Source organism: Acidovorax sp. IB03 (assembly GCF_016406015.1).
Lineage (GTDB): Bacteria > Pseudomonadota > Gammaproteobacteria > Burkholderiales > Burkholderiaceae_C > Acidovorax > Acidovorax temperans.
In genome coordinates this window covers 1-15,331 of sequence record NZ_JAEFCH010000012.1, presented here as the reverse complement: position 1 = coordinate 15,331, position 15,331 = coordinate 1, and the positions used below count along the sequence as shown (strand labels likewise).

The 15,331-nt window shown below is 59.4% G+C and carries 15 protein-coding genes; all 15 read left to right on the top strand.

The genetic code is table 11. The annotated features are described in order from the left end of the window. Positions 1 to 54: 54 nt before the first annotated feature. The 15 genes from fabD to IHV84_RS08960 all read left to right on the top strand — a co-directional run bounded on the left by fabD (position 55) and on the right by IHV84_RS08960 (position 15,206). Positions 55 to 999: an ACP S-malonyltransferase gene (gene fabD / locus IHV84_RS09030; RefSeq protein WP_198846620.1), complete on the top strand. Its 945-nt coding sequence runs from the start codon at positions 55 to 57 to the stop codon at positions 997 to 999. Next, entirely contained in the window at positions 996 to 1,742 is a 747-nt protein-coding gene (gene fabG / locus IHV84_RS09025) for a 3-oxoacyl-ACP reductase FabG (protein ID WP_066696424.1), read from the top strand. The genes fabD and fabG overlap by 4 nt, the downstream gene beginning before the upstream one ends. Before the next feature lie 103 nt (positions 1,743 to 1,845). Continuing rightward, positions 1,846 to 2,085, top strand: coding sequence for an acyl carrier protein (gene acpP / locus IHV84_RS09020; protein WP_044397886.1), 240 nt, complete (start codon positions 1,846 to 1,848; stop codon positions 2,083 to 2,085). 47 nt (positions 2,086 to 2,132) lie between these two features. Beyond that, positions 2,133 to 3,377 carry a beta-ketoacyl-ACP synthase II gene (gene fabF, locus IHV84_RS09015; protein ID WP_198846619.1) on the top strand — a complete coding sequence of 415 codons (1,245 nt, stop codon included), beginning with the start codon at positions 2,133 to 2,135 and terminating at the stop codon, positions 3,375 to 3,377. A 759-nt stretch (positions 3,378 to 4,136) separates the two neighbouring features. Further along, positions 4,137 to 4,763, top strand: a complete 627-nt coding sequence (rpoE, locus tag IHV84_RS09010; RefSeq protein ID WP_066784727.1) for an RNA polymerase sigma factor RpoE — start codon at positions 4,137 to 4,139, stop codon at positions 4,761 to 4,763. A 66-nt stretch (positions 4,764 to 4,829) separates the two neighbouring features. Continuing rightward, complete coding sequence (locus IHV84_RS09005) at positions 4,830 to 5,429, top strand: sigma-E factor negative regulatory protein (RefSeq protein ID WP_198846618.1); 600 nt, start codon at positions 4,830 to 4,832, stop codon at positions 5,427 to 5,429. Between the two features lie 82 nt (positions 5,430 to 5,511). Then, a complete protein-coding gene (locus IHV84_RS09000) occupies positions 5,512 to 6,519 on the top strand; it encodes a MucB/RseB C-terminal domain-containing protein (RefSeq protein ID WP_198846670.1) in 1,008 nt (335 codons plus the stop codon). A 183-nt stretch (positions 6,520 to 6,702) separates the two neighbouring features. Continuing rightward, positions 6,703 to 8,163 (top strand): DegQ family serine endoprotease, encoded by a 1,461-nt coding sequence (locus tag IHV84_RS08995; protein WP_198846669.1) that lies wholly within the window; start codon positions 6,703 to 6,705, stop codon positions 8,161 to 8,163. Positions 8,164 to 8,580: 417 nt separating this feature from the next. Continuing rightward, positions 8,581 to 10,389 (top strand): translation elongation factor 4, encoded by a 1,809-nt coding sequence (gene lepA, locus IHV84_RS08990; RefSeq protein WP_066696428.1) that lies wholly within the window; start codon positions 8,581 to 8,583, stop codon positions 10,387 to 10,389. Continuing rightward, positions 10,389 to 11,363 carry a signal peptidase I gene (gene lepB, locus IHV84_RS08985; protein WP_198846617.1) on the top strand — a complete coding sequence of 325 codons (975 nt, stop codon included), beginning with the start codon at positions 10,389 to 10,391 and terminating at the stop codon, positions 11,361 to 11,363. The genes lepA and lepB overlap by 1 nt, the downstream gene beginning before the upstream one ends. 39 nt (positions 11,364 to 11,402) lie before the next feature. Further along, on the top strand, positions 11,403 to 11,768 hold the full coding sequence (locus IHV84_RS08980) for a DUF4845 domain-containing protein (RefSeq protein ID WP_066696431.1): 366 nt from the start codon (positions 11,403 to 11,405) through the stop codon (positions 11,766 to 11,768). A gap of 3 nt (positions 11,769 to 11,771) precedes the next feature. Beyond that, positions 11,772 to 12,455 carry a ribonuclease III gene (gene rnc / locus IHV84_RS08975; protein ID WP_044397894.1) on the top strand — a complete coding sequence of 228 codons (684 nt, stop codon included), beginning with the start codon at positions 11,772 to 11,774 and terminating at the stop codon, positions 12,453 to 12,455. Further along, positions 12,452 to 13,489 (top strand): GTPase Era, encoded by a 1,038-nt coding sequence (gene era / locus IHV84_RS08970; protein ID WP_198846616.1) that lies wholly within the window; start codon positions 12,452 to 12,454, stop codon positions 13,487 to 13,489. Before rnc ends, era begins: the two co-directional genes overlap by 4 nt. Positions 13,490 to 13,650: 161 nt before the next feature. Continuing rightward, on the top strand, positions 13,651 to 14,412 hold the full coding sequence (gene recO / locus IHV84_RS08965) for a DNA repair protein RecO (protein ID WP_198846615.1): 762 nt from the start codon (positions 13,651 to 13,653) through the stop codon (positions 14,410 to 14,412). Next, complete coding sequence (locus tag IHV84_RS08960) at positions 14,409 to 15,206, top strand: pyridoxine 5'-phosphate synthase (RefSeq protein ID WP_066696440.1); 798 nt, start codon at positions 14,409 to 14,411, stop codon at positions 15,204 to 15,206. The genes recO and IHV84_RS08960 overlap by 4 nt, the downstream gene beginning before the upstream one ends. Positions 15,207 to 15,331 lie beyond the last annotated feature (125 nt).

Sequence of the window (15,331 nt, the reverse complement as noted above, 5' to 3'; positions counted from 1 at the left end):
TTATCGAGTGCATCACTAGCATTCGCTAGAAGAGCCTGTTTTGATTAGAAAATTATGAAGTCATTCGCATTTGTTTTTCCGGGGCAGGGCTCGCAGGCTGTGGGCATGCTCGACGCCTGGGGCGACCATCCTGCTGTGCAGCAGACGTTGCAAGAGGCCTCTGAGGCCTTGGGCGAGGATGTGGCCCGTTTGATCCACGAAGGCCCCAAGGAAGTGCTGGCCCTGACGACCAATACCCAGCCGGTGATGCTGGTGGCTGGTGTGGCAGCCTGGCGCGTGTGGTGTGCGGCTGGCGGTGCCAAGCCTGCAGCTCTGGCGGGTCATTCATTGGGTGAGTATTCGGCACTGGTGGCAGCGGGTGTGTTGACCTTGGCGCAGGCTGCGCCTTTGGTGCGCCTGCGCGCGGCTGCCATGCAGGAGGCTGTGCCGGTCGGTGCTGGCGCCATGGCTGCCATCTTGGGGCTCGAGGCTTCGAAGGTGATTTCTGGCTGTGCGGAGGCTGTGGCCTCTCTGGGCGGCGCCGAAGTGGTCGAGGCGGTCAATTTCAACGACCCTGCCCAGACGGTGATTGCAGGTACCAAGGCCGGGGTTGAGAAGGCTTGTGAGGTGCTCAAGGCCGCCGGTGCCAAGCGTGCGTTGCCACTGCCGGTATCTGCGCCATTCCACTCCAGCCTGATGAAGCCGGCCGCTGAAAAGCTGCGCGTGGGTCTGGAATCTGTTGTGCTGGCTGAGCCGCAAATTCCTGTTGTCAACAACATCGACGTGGCGGTTCGCACAGAGGCGGCACAGATTCGCGACGCTCTCTATCGCCAGGCGTTTGGGCCTGTGCGCTGGGTCGAGTGTGTGCAGGCCTTGAAGGCGCGTGGCATCACCCATGTGGTGGAAGCGGGGCCGGGCAAGGTATTGGCCGGGTTGACGAAGCGGATTGACGCTGAGCTCACAGGCCTGCCTTTGTTTGACCCTGCCACGTTGGCTGAAGTGATGGAGGCATTGAAATGACGGATTCGACAAAGACATCCCAGGTGGCTCTGGTAACCGGTGCCTCGCGCGGTATCGGTGCCGCCATCGCCCTGGAATTGGCCGTGCGCGGCTACCAGGTGGTAGGCACCGCCACCACTGACGAAGGCGCTGCGCGCATTGGTCAGGCACTGGCCGCTTACCCCGGTTGCCGGGGTGCCAATCTCAATGTGAACGATGCCGCCGCGGTGGAAGCCCTGATCGACGGCATCGTCAAGCAGCAAGGCGGCCTGCATGTGCTCGTGAACAACGCGGGTATCACCCGTGACACGCTGGCCATGCGCATGAAGGATGAGGACTGGGATGCGGTGCTGGATACCAATCTCAAGGCCGTATTCCGAGTAAGCCGTGCTGCCATTCGCCCCATGATGAAACAGCGCTTTGGTCGCATCATCAGCATCACCAGCGTGGTGGGCGCCTCGGGCAACCCAGGGCAAGCCAACTATGCGGCCGCCAAGGCAGGTGTGGCGGGCATGACCCGTGCGCTGGCTCGCGAACTGGGGAGTCGCAACATCACCGTCAACTGCGTGGCGCCCGGTTTTATTGAGACCGATATGACCTCTGTGCTGCCCGAAGACCAGCAAAAAGCCCTCAATGCGCAGATCCCGTTGGGCCATATGGGCAAGCCGCAGGACATCGCGCATGCAGTGGCCTACCTGGCTTCCAATGAGGCTGGCTATGTGACGGGGCAGGAATTGCACGTCAATGGCGGCATGTACATGTAATTGAGACAAGTTAACGCCGGTTCATCCGGACGGCGGGCTGCTAAGGGGGAATCTCCTTAGCGGCTAGAATCGCGGATTCATTCACAACCCCCAGAGGGAAACCATGAGCGATATCGAAGCACGCGTCAAAAAAATCATTGCCGAACAACTCGGTGTGGAAGAGTCCCAAGTTACCAACGAGAAGTCCTTCGTGGCTGACCTCGGTGCTGACTCCCTCGACACCGTGGAACTGGTGATGGCACTGGAGGACGAGTTTGGCATCGAGATCCCCGACGAAGACGCGGAAAAGATCACCACTGTGCAAAACGCCATCGACTACGCCAACAATCACCAGAAGGCCTGAGCGGCGCCCTGCGCCTGACTCGAGCGATCAGTAGAAGGTTTTCACGCATGAGCCGTCGTCGCGTTGTCGTGACCGGCCTGGGTTGCGTCAGCCCCGTGGGTAACACGGTGGCCGATGCCTGGGCCAACATCCTCGCCGGAAAATCCGGCATTGACCTCATCACCAAGTTCGACGCGTCGAACTTCGCCTGCAGGATTGCGGGTGAGGTCAAGGGATTTGACCTGGAGTCGTACATCAGCGCAAAAGATGCGCGTGCGATGGACTCCTTCATTCATTTTGGGATCGCTGCGGCAGCGCAGGCTGTGCAGGATGCGGGCTTGCCCACAGGCGAGGCGCTCGACGATGAGTTGGCCACCCGCATCGCCTGCGTTATCGGTTCTGGAATCGGCGGGCTTCCGCTGATCGAGAACACCCATATTGAGTACGCCGCCCGGGGCCCCCGGCGCATCACCCCATTTTTTGTGCCAGCCTCCATCATCAACATGGTGGCTGGTCATGTTTCCATGCGGTTCGGCTTCAAGGGGCCGAACCTGTCCGTCGTGACTGCGTGCACCACCGGTTTGCACTGCATTGGCGAGGGCGGCCGCATGATCGAGTACGGCGATGCCGATATCGTCGTTGCTGGCGGTACTGAATCCACCGTCTCTCCGTTGGGCATTGGCGGCTTTGCGGCCATGCGTGCGCTTTCAACGCGCAATGAGGATCCGCAGACGGCCTCTCGCCCCTGGGACAAAGACCGTGACGGTTTTGTGCTCGGCGAAGGCGCTGGTGTCATGGTGCTGGAAGAGTACGAACACGCCAAGGCGCGCGGTGCCAAGATTTACGCTGAACTCGGCGGCTTTGGCATGAGTGCTGATGCAGGCCACATGACCGCTCCTAATATGGACGGTCCTCGCAGAGCCATGATCAGTGCGATGCGCAATGCGGGTGTCAACGCTGATCAGATCGATTACCTCAATGCCCACGGCACTTCAACGCCCCTGGGTGATTTGAACGAAACCAACGCCATCAAGGCTGCATTGGGCGATCACGCCAAACGTACGGTGGTGAGTTCGACCAAGTCGATGACCGGTCACTTGCTCGGCGGGGCCGGCGGCATCGAAAGCGTCTTCACGGTGCTGGCTTTGCATCACCAGAAGGCACCCCCAACGATCAACCTCTTCAACCAGGATCCAGAGTGCGATCTGGACTACTGCGCCAACACGGCGCGTGATATGAAGATTGATGTGGCCCTCAAAAACAATTTTGGTTTTGGTGGCACCAATGGCTCTTTGGTATTCAAGCGGATCTGAACGAGCTAGCGCGCCGATGATATTGGTGTGCTGTCTTTGTTAGATTTCTAGTCTTTACGGAATTCGGTGTGCGCAGGGTAATGCTTGATGACAAAGTGGTCGGCATTCCCGGTGCTCCCCAGCAAGTTCCAAGTCACACAGTGCTCCCGATAGCAGCCTTGATAGCTGAATTTGGTCGGTCCAGGTTAGCTTTGGCTTCGCAAATCCGGCAGCTCTGTCCTTTCTGTCGATGACAGGCTTCGTCAGATATACCGCTCCTGCGGTGCGCTATCCATTCGCGCGCAGCGTGGTACTTGCCATCTTGGTGTTGGTGGTATCGGCTGCTTCTGGTGCTGGTGTGTTTGCCTTTGCGGTAGCGCAGGGTAGGACTGGCTTAGGGCTCCAATGGACTGGCGTGCTTGCACTGGCTGCTTGGGTGATCGCTTCGCTCTGTGCGCTGTGGTACTGGTGGCGTGCCCCTTCGGGTGAGCTGGTGTGGGATGGTCAGGTTTGGGCAATTCATTTTGTCGCCGACGAAGAACCTCTCGCTTTGAGGGGCCCGCCTCAGGTCTTGGTGGATATGCAAGCTTGGCTCTGGGTCATGGTGCTGCATGGCGACTTGCGCCGCTCTTGGATCTGGCTTGAGCGTTCTCGTCAAACCGAGCGCTGGGGTGATTTACGGCGTGCGGTATATTCGCCCGCCATGCAGGCAGCCGCCCCGGCTTCCCTATTCCATCCGGCCCCATGTCGGGAGCCCTGAGGCGTGATTCCTGAGTGTCCATGACTGCAACCCCGCCTTCTTCCCCTACTGACAGCGATCTCCAACTGGTGGAGCGCACAGTTGCAGGCGATCAGCGAGCATATGAACTGTTGGTCATCAAGTACCAACGGCGCATTGAGCGCCTGATCGGACGGATGGTGCGTGATGTGGACCTGGTGCAGGACATTGCCCAGGAAACCTTCATTCGCGCCTATCGCGCCCTTCACCAGTTTCGGGGTGATGCCCAGTTCTACACCTGGCTTTATCGGATCGCTGTCAACACTGCCAAAAAGGCGTTGATGGACATGAAGCGCAATCCGGTCGTTTCTGAGAACGCTCTGCGCGGCGGTGACGAAGAAGATGAAACTTCCCGTGTGGATCATGAACTAACCACACAAGAGACCCCGGAAACCGTTTTGGCGGCCCAGGAGATTGCCCATGTGGTGAACGCCGCCATGGAAGCTTTGCCTGAGGATTTGCGACAGGCGGTCACCCTTCGTGAAATCGAAGGTCTCAGTTACGAAGAAATCGCCAGTGCCATGAATTGCCCTATCGGAACCGTACGATCCCGCATCTTTCGGGCGCGCGAGGCAATCTCGGCGAAGGTGCGCCCCTTGCTGGAGAATCAATCTGGCAAGCGGTGGTAGTGCTCGTGAGTGAGCCGGCCGTAGAACGTATTTTGTGTGGTTGCTGGTTGTTTGACAGGTGAAATCATGGACAGAGATTTGACGCAGGATGAACAGTTGTCGGCGCTGATGGATGGAGAGCTTGACGATGCTTCGTTGGCGGAGGCGCTGTCTTTCGCCACAGACAAAGGGCAAGCTACTTGGGAGCTTTACCATTTGGTTGGTGATGTCTTGCGCTCGCCTGAACTGGCTGCCCACGCCACCAGCCCGTTGCTCGGGCGTCTGCGTGAGCAAATAGCGCAAGAACCCGGGTTCTCTGTGCAAAAACCTGAAGAAGCAGTGGTTGTAATGCACAGCGCTGCTGTCAACACGGAGCGTCCTGCTGCCAACTCCTCCGTATTTCGTTGGAAGATGGTCGCCGGTTTCGCGTCATTGGCTGCCGTGGCAGCCATTGGCTGGAATTCTCTCAGCGCTCTGCAAGGGCAGGGCAAGCAGCTTGCAGCGGCCCCGGTACCGCAACCGACGGAGGTGTTGGCTGTGTCCGAGGGCGCAGGTCAGCCTGTGATGTTGCGTGATCCCCGTCTGGATGAGTTGCTGCAGGCTCATAAGCAGTTCGGCAGCACCTCCGCTTTGCAGATGCCTGCTGGCTTCCTGCGCAATGCCACCTTTGAAGAGCCTTCCCGATAAGTTGCTCATGGTATTCGGCCAGCAAAAACGTTTGGTCGCAGACCGCCCATCGGCCAGTTTTTTACTCACCTTAGCCTCTCGCATGCGAGGCTTGGTGCTGGTAGCGGGTGTGGTCATCGGAGCGCATGCCCACGCCCACGCCCCCAGTGAGGGAGCATCTGCCCCTGTGCAGCCAAACCGAGATGTGTCTCAATGGGTCGAGCACATGCGAGGGGCGGTGTGTCAAAGCCCTTACTCCGGGACGTTCGTGGTGATGTCTGCCTCAGGGGCCATGTCGAGTTCGCGCATCACCCAGGCGTGCGATGGCGGTGTGCAAATTGAGAAGGTAGAGAGTCTGACGGGCGCCCCGCGAACGGTGTACCGGCGCAACGGCGAGATGAGAACCTTTTTCGGCTCCACCCGCACTGTGCGTACCGACCGTGCAGATAACCTGGCGGTCTTTCCACAGCCTTCCGTAGTGCCTGGGGCTCAGCTATCGCAGTATTACTCTGCCAAGCGGCTCGGCTCAGAGCGGGTGGCGGGCCGGATGGCTGATGTACTCTGGTTCAAACCGCAGGATGATTTGCGCCTGGGCTATCGCATCTGGTCTGATCAAGCCACGGGCTTGGTGATGAAGCTGCAAACTCTGGCGGTTGATGGCCGAGTGGTGGAGCAGGCGGCATTTTCTGAGATCGACTGGAATGCACCAGTGCGGGCTGAGGATCTTTCTCGCTCCATGGATGCGATCGCCGGCTTCCAAGTAGTTACCGTCAATGTGCGAAAAACCTCTGCACAGTCTGAGGGATGGGGGCTGCGCCAGCCGGTCGAAGGATTTGTGCCTGTGCAATGTTATCGCCGCACTTTGGCGACTCAGGCCGATACGCGAAGTGTTTTGCAGTGCTCGTACTCTGATGGGCTGGCTTCCGTTTCGCTGTTTCTGGAGCCACTCGATGCGGTTCGGCATGCCGACCTGCAATCGCAGGAAGTGAGCTTGGGGGCGACCCAGTTGCTTGGCCGCAAAGTGGGTGAAGATGCCTGGCTCACCGTGGTCGGCGAAGTGCCCCGTAAAACGCTGTACAGGTTCTCTCACGCTTGGGTAAGGTTGCGCTGACGAGCGGGCGGCGGCTGTTCCATACAGGTGCTCACTTTTTTGAGCGAGATGGTGGTGAGTCAAACGTCGCCGCCAGCTGGGTTAACGCGAAAACTTGCGTACATCAAGGGAACCAAACGCTGCCCACGCCTTTCACAGCATCATTCGTATAACGCCCTGTCACCTTTTTTTGAAAGGCCAATGATGTCCGTTTTGAATTGGAAATTGCTCCGTTCTGTCGCTCTGGCGGGAGTGTTCACCAGCATTGCGGGATGGACCGCTGTCTCTCCCTCGGTGGCCCTGGCGCAAACTGCGGTGGTTCGAAATCTGCCCGACTTCACCGATTTGGTGGAGCAGGTCGGCCCTTCGGTGGTCAATATTCGTACCACTGAGAAGTCACTGGGCCGCGCAGGTGGCGCAGCCATGGACGAAGAGATGGCTGACTTCTTTCGTCGCTTTGGTGTTCCCATCCCGAACATGCCTCGTCAGCAGCGGCCTCAGCAACAGCCAGAAGATCAGCCCCGAGGGGTGGGATCCGGGTTCATCCTCACGCCCGATGGTTTGGTGATGACCAATGCGCACGTGGTGGAAGGCGCTGATGAGGTGATCGTCACCCTGACCGACAAGCGTGAGTTCAAGGCCAAGATTGTTGGCTCTGACAAACGCACCGATGTAGCACTGGTGAAAATTGACGCCACCGGACTGCCAGCGGTCAAAGTGGGCGACGTTAGTCGCCTCAAGGCGGGCGAGTGGGTCATGGCCATTGGTTCGCCCTTCGGCTTGGAGAACACGGTCACGGCAGGGATCGTCAGTGCCAAGCAGCGTGATACGGGGGACTATCTGCCATTTATCCAGACAGATGTTGCCATCAACCCTGGAAACTCAGGGGGGCCACTGATCAACATGCGTGGCGAGGTGGTCGGGATCAATAGCCAGATCTATTCCCGCTCGGGCGGGTTCATGGGAATTTCATTCGCCATTCCGATAGACGAAGCCATGCGCGTGAGCGATCAGCTGAGGACTGCCGGGCGCGTGACACGTGGTCGGATCGGTGTGCAGATCGGCCCGGTGACCAAGGATGTGGCGGAGTCTCTGGGGTTGGGCAAAGCCCAGGGGGCGCTTGTGACTGGGGTGGAGTCTGGCTCGCCCGCTGAAAAGGCAGGGGTGGAGGCCGGTGACATCATCACCAAGTTTGAAGGCAAGCCCATCGAAAAGGTGGCTGATCTGCCTCGGTTGGTAGGGAATGCCAAGCCTGGCAGCAAGAGCAGCTTGACGGTGTTCCGTCGTGGTCAAAGTAAGGATCTGGCTGTCACCATCGCCGAGATTGAGCCTGACAAGGTCGCGACGAAAACGGCTGACAAAGAAGAGCGCGCCAAGTCATCAAATGCGGGGCAACATGTGGGCTTGGCGGTGAGGGATCTGACCGATGCGCAAAAGCGTGAGCTCAAGCTCAAGGGGGGCGTGGTGGTCACGGCTGCGTCGGAAGGTGCTGCGCGCGCGGGTTTGCGCGAGGGGGACATCATTCTGGCTTTGGCGAACTCTGAAGTGCTGAGCGTCAAAGACTTTGAAGCGGTGTTGGGCAAGGTGGATAAAAGCAAAACCCTGAGCGTGCTGTTCCGCCGGGGGGAATGGGCGCAGTACGCCTTGATCCGTCCTGCTCGCTGAAGCTGGGATATCCAAGTCACTGCAGGGTCGCGGAGCCTTGTGGTGACTTGAAAGTTAGTGTGTGCACACCTGTAATTTATGCATCGGCCGATTTCGATAGAATACAGACCGACCACCGGCTACTGCAATCATCGAGTTGGGTAGCCGGTTTTGTGCGCAGCAGCTCCAAGTTCCACCACATCTTGTCCACTCAGGCAGTCTTGCTCTGTGAATAAGTTGTGCATAAGCGATCTGTTGCACTGCGGCAACGACCCCAGAGTGCATTGGTGCGGAGTCTGTAGCGAAGGCTTTTTGCCTACAATGCAGGTCCAGCCATCGCAGTTGCCAATGATTGTTGGTTCAGGGCGCGTCGCCATTCGACGCGCCCTTTTTTCTTGTGCGGGCCGTTCTCCTTCAATTAATTGACGCTTTTCGTTGATGAATCACATCAGAAATTTCTCCATCATTGCGCACATCGACCACGGTAAGTCGACACTGGCAGACCGACTCATCCAGCGTTGTGGTGGCCTTGCTGACCGCGATATGGAAGCCCAAGTGCTTGACTCGATGGACATCGAGAAAGAGCGGGGCATCACCATCAAGGCACAAACAGCGGCGCTGCAATACAAGGCCAAGGATGGTCAGGTCTACAACCTGAACCTCATCGACACGCCCGGGCATGTGGACTTCTCATATGAAGTGAGTCGCTCGTTGTCTGCTTGCGAAGGTGCATTGCTGGTGGTGGATGCATCCCAGGGTGTGGAAGCCCAGACGGTGGCCAACTGCTACACCGCGCTGGACTTGGGCGTCGAGGTTTTGCCCGTGCTCAACAAGATGGATCTGCCCAATGCTGATCCTGATAACGCAAAGGCAGAGATCGAGGATGTGATCGGCATTGATGCTGCTGATGCGATTCCTTGCTCAGCCAAAACCGGCATGGGCATTGATGACATCCTTGAACTGATCGTGGCCAAGGTGCCGGCGCCCAAGGGCAATCCCGATGCGCCGCTGCGAGCGATGATTATTGACAGCTGGTTCGACACCTACGTGGGTGTGGTGATGCTGGTGCGTGTCGTGGATGGGCGCCTGGCCAAGGGCGAGCGTTTCAAGATGATGGCGACCAATGCCACTTACAACGCCGATAACCTGGGAGTCTTCACACCGGCCAACCTGCCGCGCGAATCGTTGGAAGCGGGCGAGGTGGGTTACATCATTGCAGGCATCAAGGAGTTGCAGGCTGCCAAGGTGGGCGACACCATCACCCTGGAAAAGAAGCTGCCCAACAATCTCGGCCCTGCCAGCGAGCCGTTGCCTGGTTTCAAGGAAATACAACCCCAGGTGTTTGCAGGCCTGTACCCCACAGAGGCCAATCAATACGACTCACTCCGTGATGCCCTGGAAAAACTCAAGCTCAACGATGCAGCGCTGCATTACGAGCCGGAGGTGTCTCAAGCGCTGGGCTTTGGCTTCCGCTGCGGCTTCCTGGGTCTGCTGCACATGGAGATCGTGCAGGAGCGTCTGGAGCGCGAGTTTGACCAGGACCTGATCACCACCGCGCCGAGTGTGGTGTACGAAGTGGTCAAGGGCGATGGCGAAGTCATCATGGTGGAGAACCCCTCCAAGATGCCCGATCAGGGCAAGATGCAGGAGATTCGCGAGCCCATCGTCACCGTGCACCTGTACATGCCCCAGGACTATGTGGGCCCGGTGATGACCCTGGCCAACCAGAAGCGGGGCGTGCAGATCAATATGGCCTACCACGGTCGCCAGGTGATGCTCACTTACGAGTTGCCCCTGGGCGAAATCGTTCTCGACTTCTTTGACAAGCTCAAATCTGTATCGCGTGGCTATGCCTCCATGGACTATGAGTTCAAGGAATACCGAGCCTCGGACGTGGTGAAGGTGGACATCCTGCTCAACGGCGAAAAGGTGGACGCGCTTTCCATCATCGTTCACCGCACCCAGGCTGCCTACCGCGGGCGTGCCGTGGCGGCGAAGATGCGCGAGATCATCTCTCGCCAGATGTTCGACGTGGCGATTCAGGCTGCGATTGGTGCCAACATCATTGCGCGTGAGACCATCAAGGCGCTGCGCAAAAACGTGCTCGCCAAGTGCTACGGCGGTGACATCACCCGCAAACGCAAGCTGCTCGAAAAGCAGAAGGCCGGCAAGAAGCGGATGAAGCAGATTGGCTCGGTGGAAGTGCCGCAAGAAGCGTTTCTTGCGATTTTGCAGGTGGAAGATTGATGCAGTTCATGCAAGTGATCACGTCGTTGCTGCTGGCGGCGTTTGCCGGGTACATCGGTGCCTGGTACTTTGGTGCTCTGGAGGGCAATTTCGCACTCCTGCTGTTCCTTGCCACCGTGGTGACTGGGGTTTATTGGCTGGGTGAGCGTTTTTACTTCCTGCCGCAGCGGCGCAAAGCTGCCCAGGCACTGGAAGACGCCGCTGTCCAGCGACGTGCCGAACTGGACCGCATGGGCATCCAAAAAGTGGATGTGGATGCCCAGGAAGCCAAAAGCCGCATCCTCATGCAGCCTTGGTGGCTGGATTGGACGGCGGGCCTCTTTCCCGTGATTGCGGCCGTGTTCGTGCTGCGCTCATTCCTCTTTGAACCCTTCAAGATTCCTTCGGGCTCGATGGTCCCGACGCTGCGGGTCGGTGACTTGATCCTGGTGAACAAGTTCACCTACGGGGTGCGCCTGCCCGTCATCCACACCAAAATCATCGAAGGCAACAAGCCTGCGCGCGGGGATGTGTTGGTGTTTCGCTACCCACCACAGCCGAGCCTGGACTACATCAAGCGGGTGGTGGGTGTGCCGGGGGATGAAGTGGCGTACCTGAACAAGCGCCTCATCATCAATGGCAAGCCGGTGCCAATCTCTGCGCAGCCCGACTTTCTGGAACAAGAAAGTATGCGGTACTTCAAGCAATTTGAAGAAACCCTGGGTGAGCATTCCCACCGGCTGCTGAACAACGCTGACGCCCCCGCATTTGTCCAGGGCGTGACCAATTTTCCCTACCGGGAAAACTGTCGCTACAGTGTCGAAGGGGTCGTTTGCAAAGTGCCCGAAGGCCACTATTTCATGATGGGCGACAACCGGGACAATTCCCTCGATTCTCGTTACTGGGGCTTTGTGCCCGAAGGGAATATCGTGGGCAAGGCTTTCTTTGTCTGGATGAACTTTGGCGATTTCAAACGCATTGGGCCATTCAACTGAATGGCCAGTAGCAATCTATAAAACAGGAGGGTGCGAACCATGAAGTTGCAACGCACAACATTTCGCTCGCGGCAGCGTGGCCTGTCGTTTATCAGCTTGATTTTTGTTGGTTTTCTGGCGGTGGCTACCTTTGCCATTGGCGGGCAATCGATTCCGATCTTTCTGGAATACCAGGCCATTCGCAAGGCAGCGCTGAAGGCTTCCAAAGAGGGCTCTACCGTGGGTGAAATTCAAGCGGCTTTTGATCGCGCAGGTGCTATCGACAACATCAGTTCCATTTCTGGCAAGGACCTGGAGATCACCAAACGCGGAGACAAAACCATCGTGAGTCTGAAGTACTCTCGCGAGATTGAATTGGCAGGGCCCGCCTTCCTTGTTTACCGTTTCCAATACCAGACCAATTAATTAGTGCATCCCAGTCTCTCTTCGCTGCAAACCCGTCTGCAGCATGTCTTTTCGAATCCCGCTCTCTTGCAGCGGGCTGTGACCCACCGCAGTTTTTCAGCCGACCACAACGAGCGGCTGGAATTCCTGGGGGATTCTGTGTTGAACCTGGCGGTGGCCAGTCTGCTGTACGAGCGGCTGGCGCAGTTGCCAGAGGGTGATTTGTCACGCGTGCGGGCCAATCTGGTCAAGCAAGACACCTTGCACCAGCTGGCGCTGCGTTTGAAGGTGTCGGAAGTTTTGCGCTTGGGCGAGGGTGAGTCCAAGTCCGGGGGGCAGCAGCGTCCGTCCATCCTGGCCGATGCCCTGGAAGCCTTGATCGGCGCTGTGTACCTTGATGCCGGTTACGAACAGGCTGAGGCGCTGGTGCACCGGCTGTTCCAGGAAGTGGAGATCAACCCCCACATGCAGGCTGTGGCCAAGGATCCCAAGACGGCTTTGCAGGAATGGTTGCAGGGCCGCAAAATGAAGCTGCCGCAGTACCGCGTGGTGGGCACCGTGGGCGAAGCCCACCGCCAGACCTTTGACGTGGAATGCGATATTGCAGAGTTGGGGCTGACCGAGCGTGGCATCGGTGGCTCCCGCAGGGCGGGTGAACAGGCCGCTGCTGCTGCCATGCTGGCCACACTGAAAGCGAAAAAACTATGAATGATGCTACCAAAAATGTAGCTGGTAGCGCTGATTCAGCAAGCGCTCAAGGCCAAAATGATCTGGATGCGATGCTTGCGGCAGCGCGCACGGCAGGCGCTGTCAAGGCGGCGGGGGCTAACCCTTCTGTGCCGGTAGAAGGCCAGCGCTGCGGCGTGATTGCCATCGTGGGCAAGCCCAATGTGGGCAAGTCCACGCTGATGAATGCGCTGGTGGGCCAGAAGATCAGCATCACCTCGCGCAAGGCGCAGACCACGCGCCACCGCATCACCGGCATCCGCACGCTGGGGGCTACGCAGTTTGTGTTCGTGGATACGCCTGGTTTTCAGACCAAGCACAGCACGGCATTGAACAAGTCGCTCAACAAGACCGTGATGGGTGCGATTGGCGATGTGGACCTGATCCTGTTTGTGGTGGAAGCAGGCAGCTTCACCCTGGCCGATGCCAAGGTGCTGTCGCTGTTCAAATCCGGCATTCCCACGCTGCTGGTGGCCAACAAGCTGGACATGGTCAACCGCCGCGCTGAGCTGGCCCCCTGGCTCAAGAGCATGCAGGAGCGCCACCCGTTTGCCGAATTCGTACCCATGTCGGCCAAGAACAAGGGCGACATCGAGCGCCTGTTCGGCATCTGCGAAAAATACCTGCCCGAGCAGCCCTGGTGGTATGCCGAGGACGAGTTGACCGACCGCAGCGAGAAATTCCTGGCCGGTGAAACCGTGCGTGAAAAGCTCTTTCGCTTCACCGGTGACGAGCTGCCCTACACCTCCACCGTCGTCATCGACAAGTTCGACGAAGAGCCCAGCAAGACCCACAAGCGCTTTGTGCGCGTGGCTGCCACCATCGTGGTGGAGCGCGACGGGCACAAGGCCATGGTGATTGGCGAGAAGGGCGAGCGCCTCAAGCGCATCAGCACCGATGCGCGGCAAGAGCTGGAAAAGCTGCTCGATGCCAAGGTGTTTCTCGAAGTGTGGGTGAAGGTGCGTTCTGGCTGGGCCGACGACGAAGCCCGCGTGCGCTCTTTCGGCTATGAATAAGGCCCAACCCCCTGAGCGGCTGTGCCGCTTCCCCCTTCTCTCGCAACGCTGCGCGCTGCGGGAAGGGGGACGACGCCTGTGGCCGGGCTCAGCCCGCTCCACGGCGTCCGCTGGCATGGCCTGCTCCGCGGCCTTCTGACGGGCGGGTCTAGCGCGCTTCCATGCCCGTACGTCGCATCTCCGACGAACCCGCCTATGTGCTGCACAGCTACGACTGGAGCGAGTCCAGTCTGATCCTGGAGGTGTTCTGCCGCCGCCAGGGCCGCGTGGCGCTGGTGGCCAAGGGGGCCAAAAAGCCCAGTTCCAACTTCAGGCCCGTGCTGCTGCCCCTGCAGCCGCTGCTACTCACCTACACCCTGGCGGGCGATGGGGCGGGCGATATCCACACCCTCAAAGGCGCCGAGTGGGTGGGCGGGCATGTGATGCCCACGGGCGATGCGCTGCTGTCGGGCCTGTACCTCAACGAACTGCTGCTGCGCCTGCTGGCGCGGGCCGATGCCCATGCGGGGCTGTTTGACGTGTACGCCGGTGTGGTGCGTGTGCTGGCCAGCGAGCATGGCGATGCCCTGGAGCCGGTTTTGCGCAGCTTTGAACTGCTGTTGCTGCGCGACCTGGGCCTGCTGCCCACGCTGGATGCCGAAACCGCCACGCTGGCCAATCTGCGCCCCGAGGGCCGCTACACGCTGGTGGCCGAAGGCGGCTTGCGCACCGCCTCGCAGGCCGATCGTGCCAGCCTAGCGGGCAGCCAGTGGCGTGCGCTGCAAGAGGCGCTGGACGAAGCCGCCAGCTACACCGCCACGCTGCGTGCCTGCGCCCCTGTGGCGGCCGAACTCAAACCCCAGCTGCGGGCGGTGCTGCAATACCATTGCGGCAGCCCGGTGCTGCGCACTCGCCAGCTCATGATGGACTTGCAAAGCTTATGAACACCCGACCCCTTCAACACCCACGTCACCGTACCGCCCTGTCCGTCAACGTCAACAAAGTGGCCCTGGTGCGCAACACGCGCCACCTGGGCATCCCCAGCGTGACCCGTGCCGCCACCCTGTGCCTGCAGGCTGGTGCGCAAGGCATTACGGTGCACCCCCGGCCTGATGAGCGCCACATCCGCGCGCACGATGTGTACGAGTTGGCAGAACTGATGAAGGCTTGGCCTGACCGCGAATTCAACATCGAGGGCAACCCCTCGCAGAACCTGATGGAGTTCATTCGCGAGCTTGCGGGCCAGGGCATGCGCCCTCACCAGGCCACCTTTGTGCCCGACAGCGAAGACCAGTTCACCAGCGACCACGGCTGGAGCTTTCCGCAAGACGCGGAGCGCCTGGCCCCGCTGATTGCAGAGTGCAAGGCCCTGGGTGTGCGCGTGAGCCTGTTCATGGACCCGGTGCCCGAGCAAATGGCCGCCGCCAAGGCTGTGGGCGCAGACCGCGTGGAGCTGTACACCGAACCCTACGCAGCCGCCTGGGGCACCGCGCAGCAGGCCGAGCAACTGGCCCGCTATGCCGAAGCAGCCCAGGCTGCGCTGGATGCCGGCCTGGGCGTGAATGCCGGGCACGACCTCAACCGCGACAACCTCGCCGCCTTTGTGCGCGAGGTGCCCGGTGTGCTCGAAGTCTCCATCGGCCACGCGCTGATTGCCGACGCGCTGGAACTGGGCTATGCCGCCACGGTGCAGGCCTACCAGGCGTGCATCGATGCAGGCTTTGCAGGCAATCGGTAACTCCTGATTTGATAGCTGCTTGCGCTGATCCATCAAGCGCTAGAGGCCTATTTCAGGCTCTTCTAGCGAATGCTAGCTACCAAAAGGAGGCCCCCCGGCTCTGCCGGGGAGGCAGTAGAAGTTTG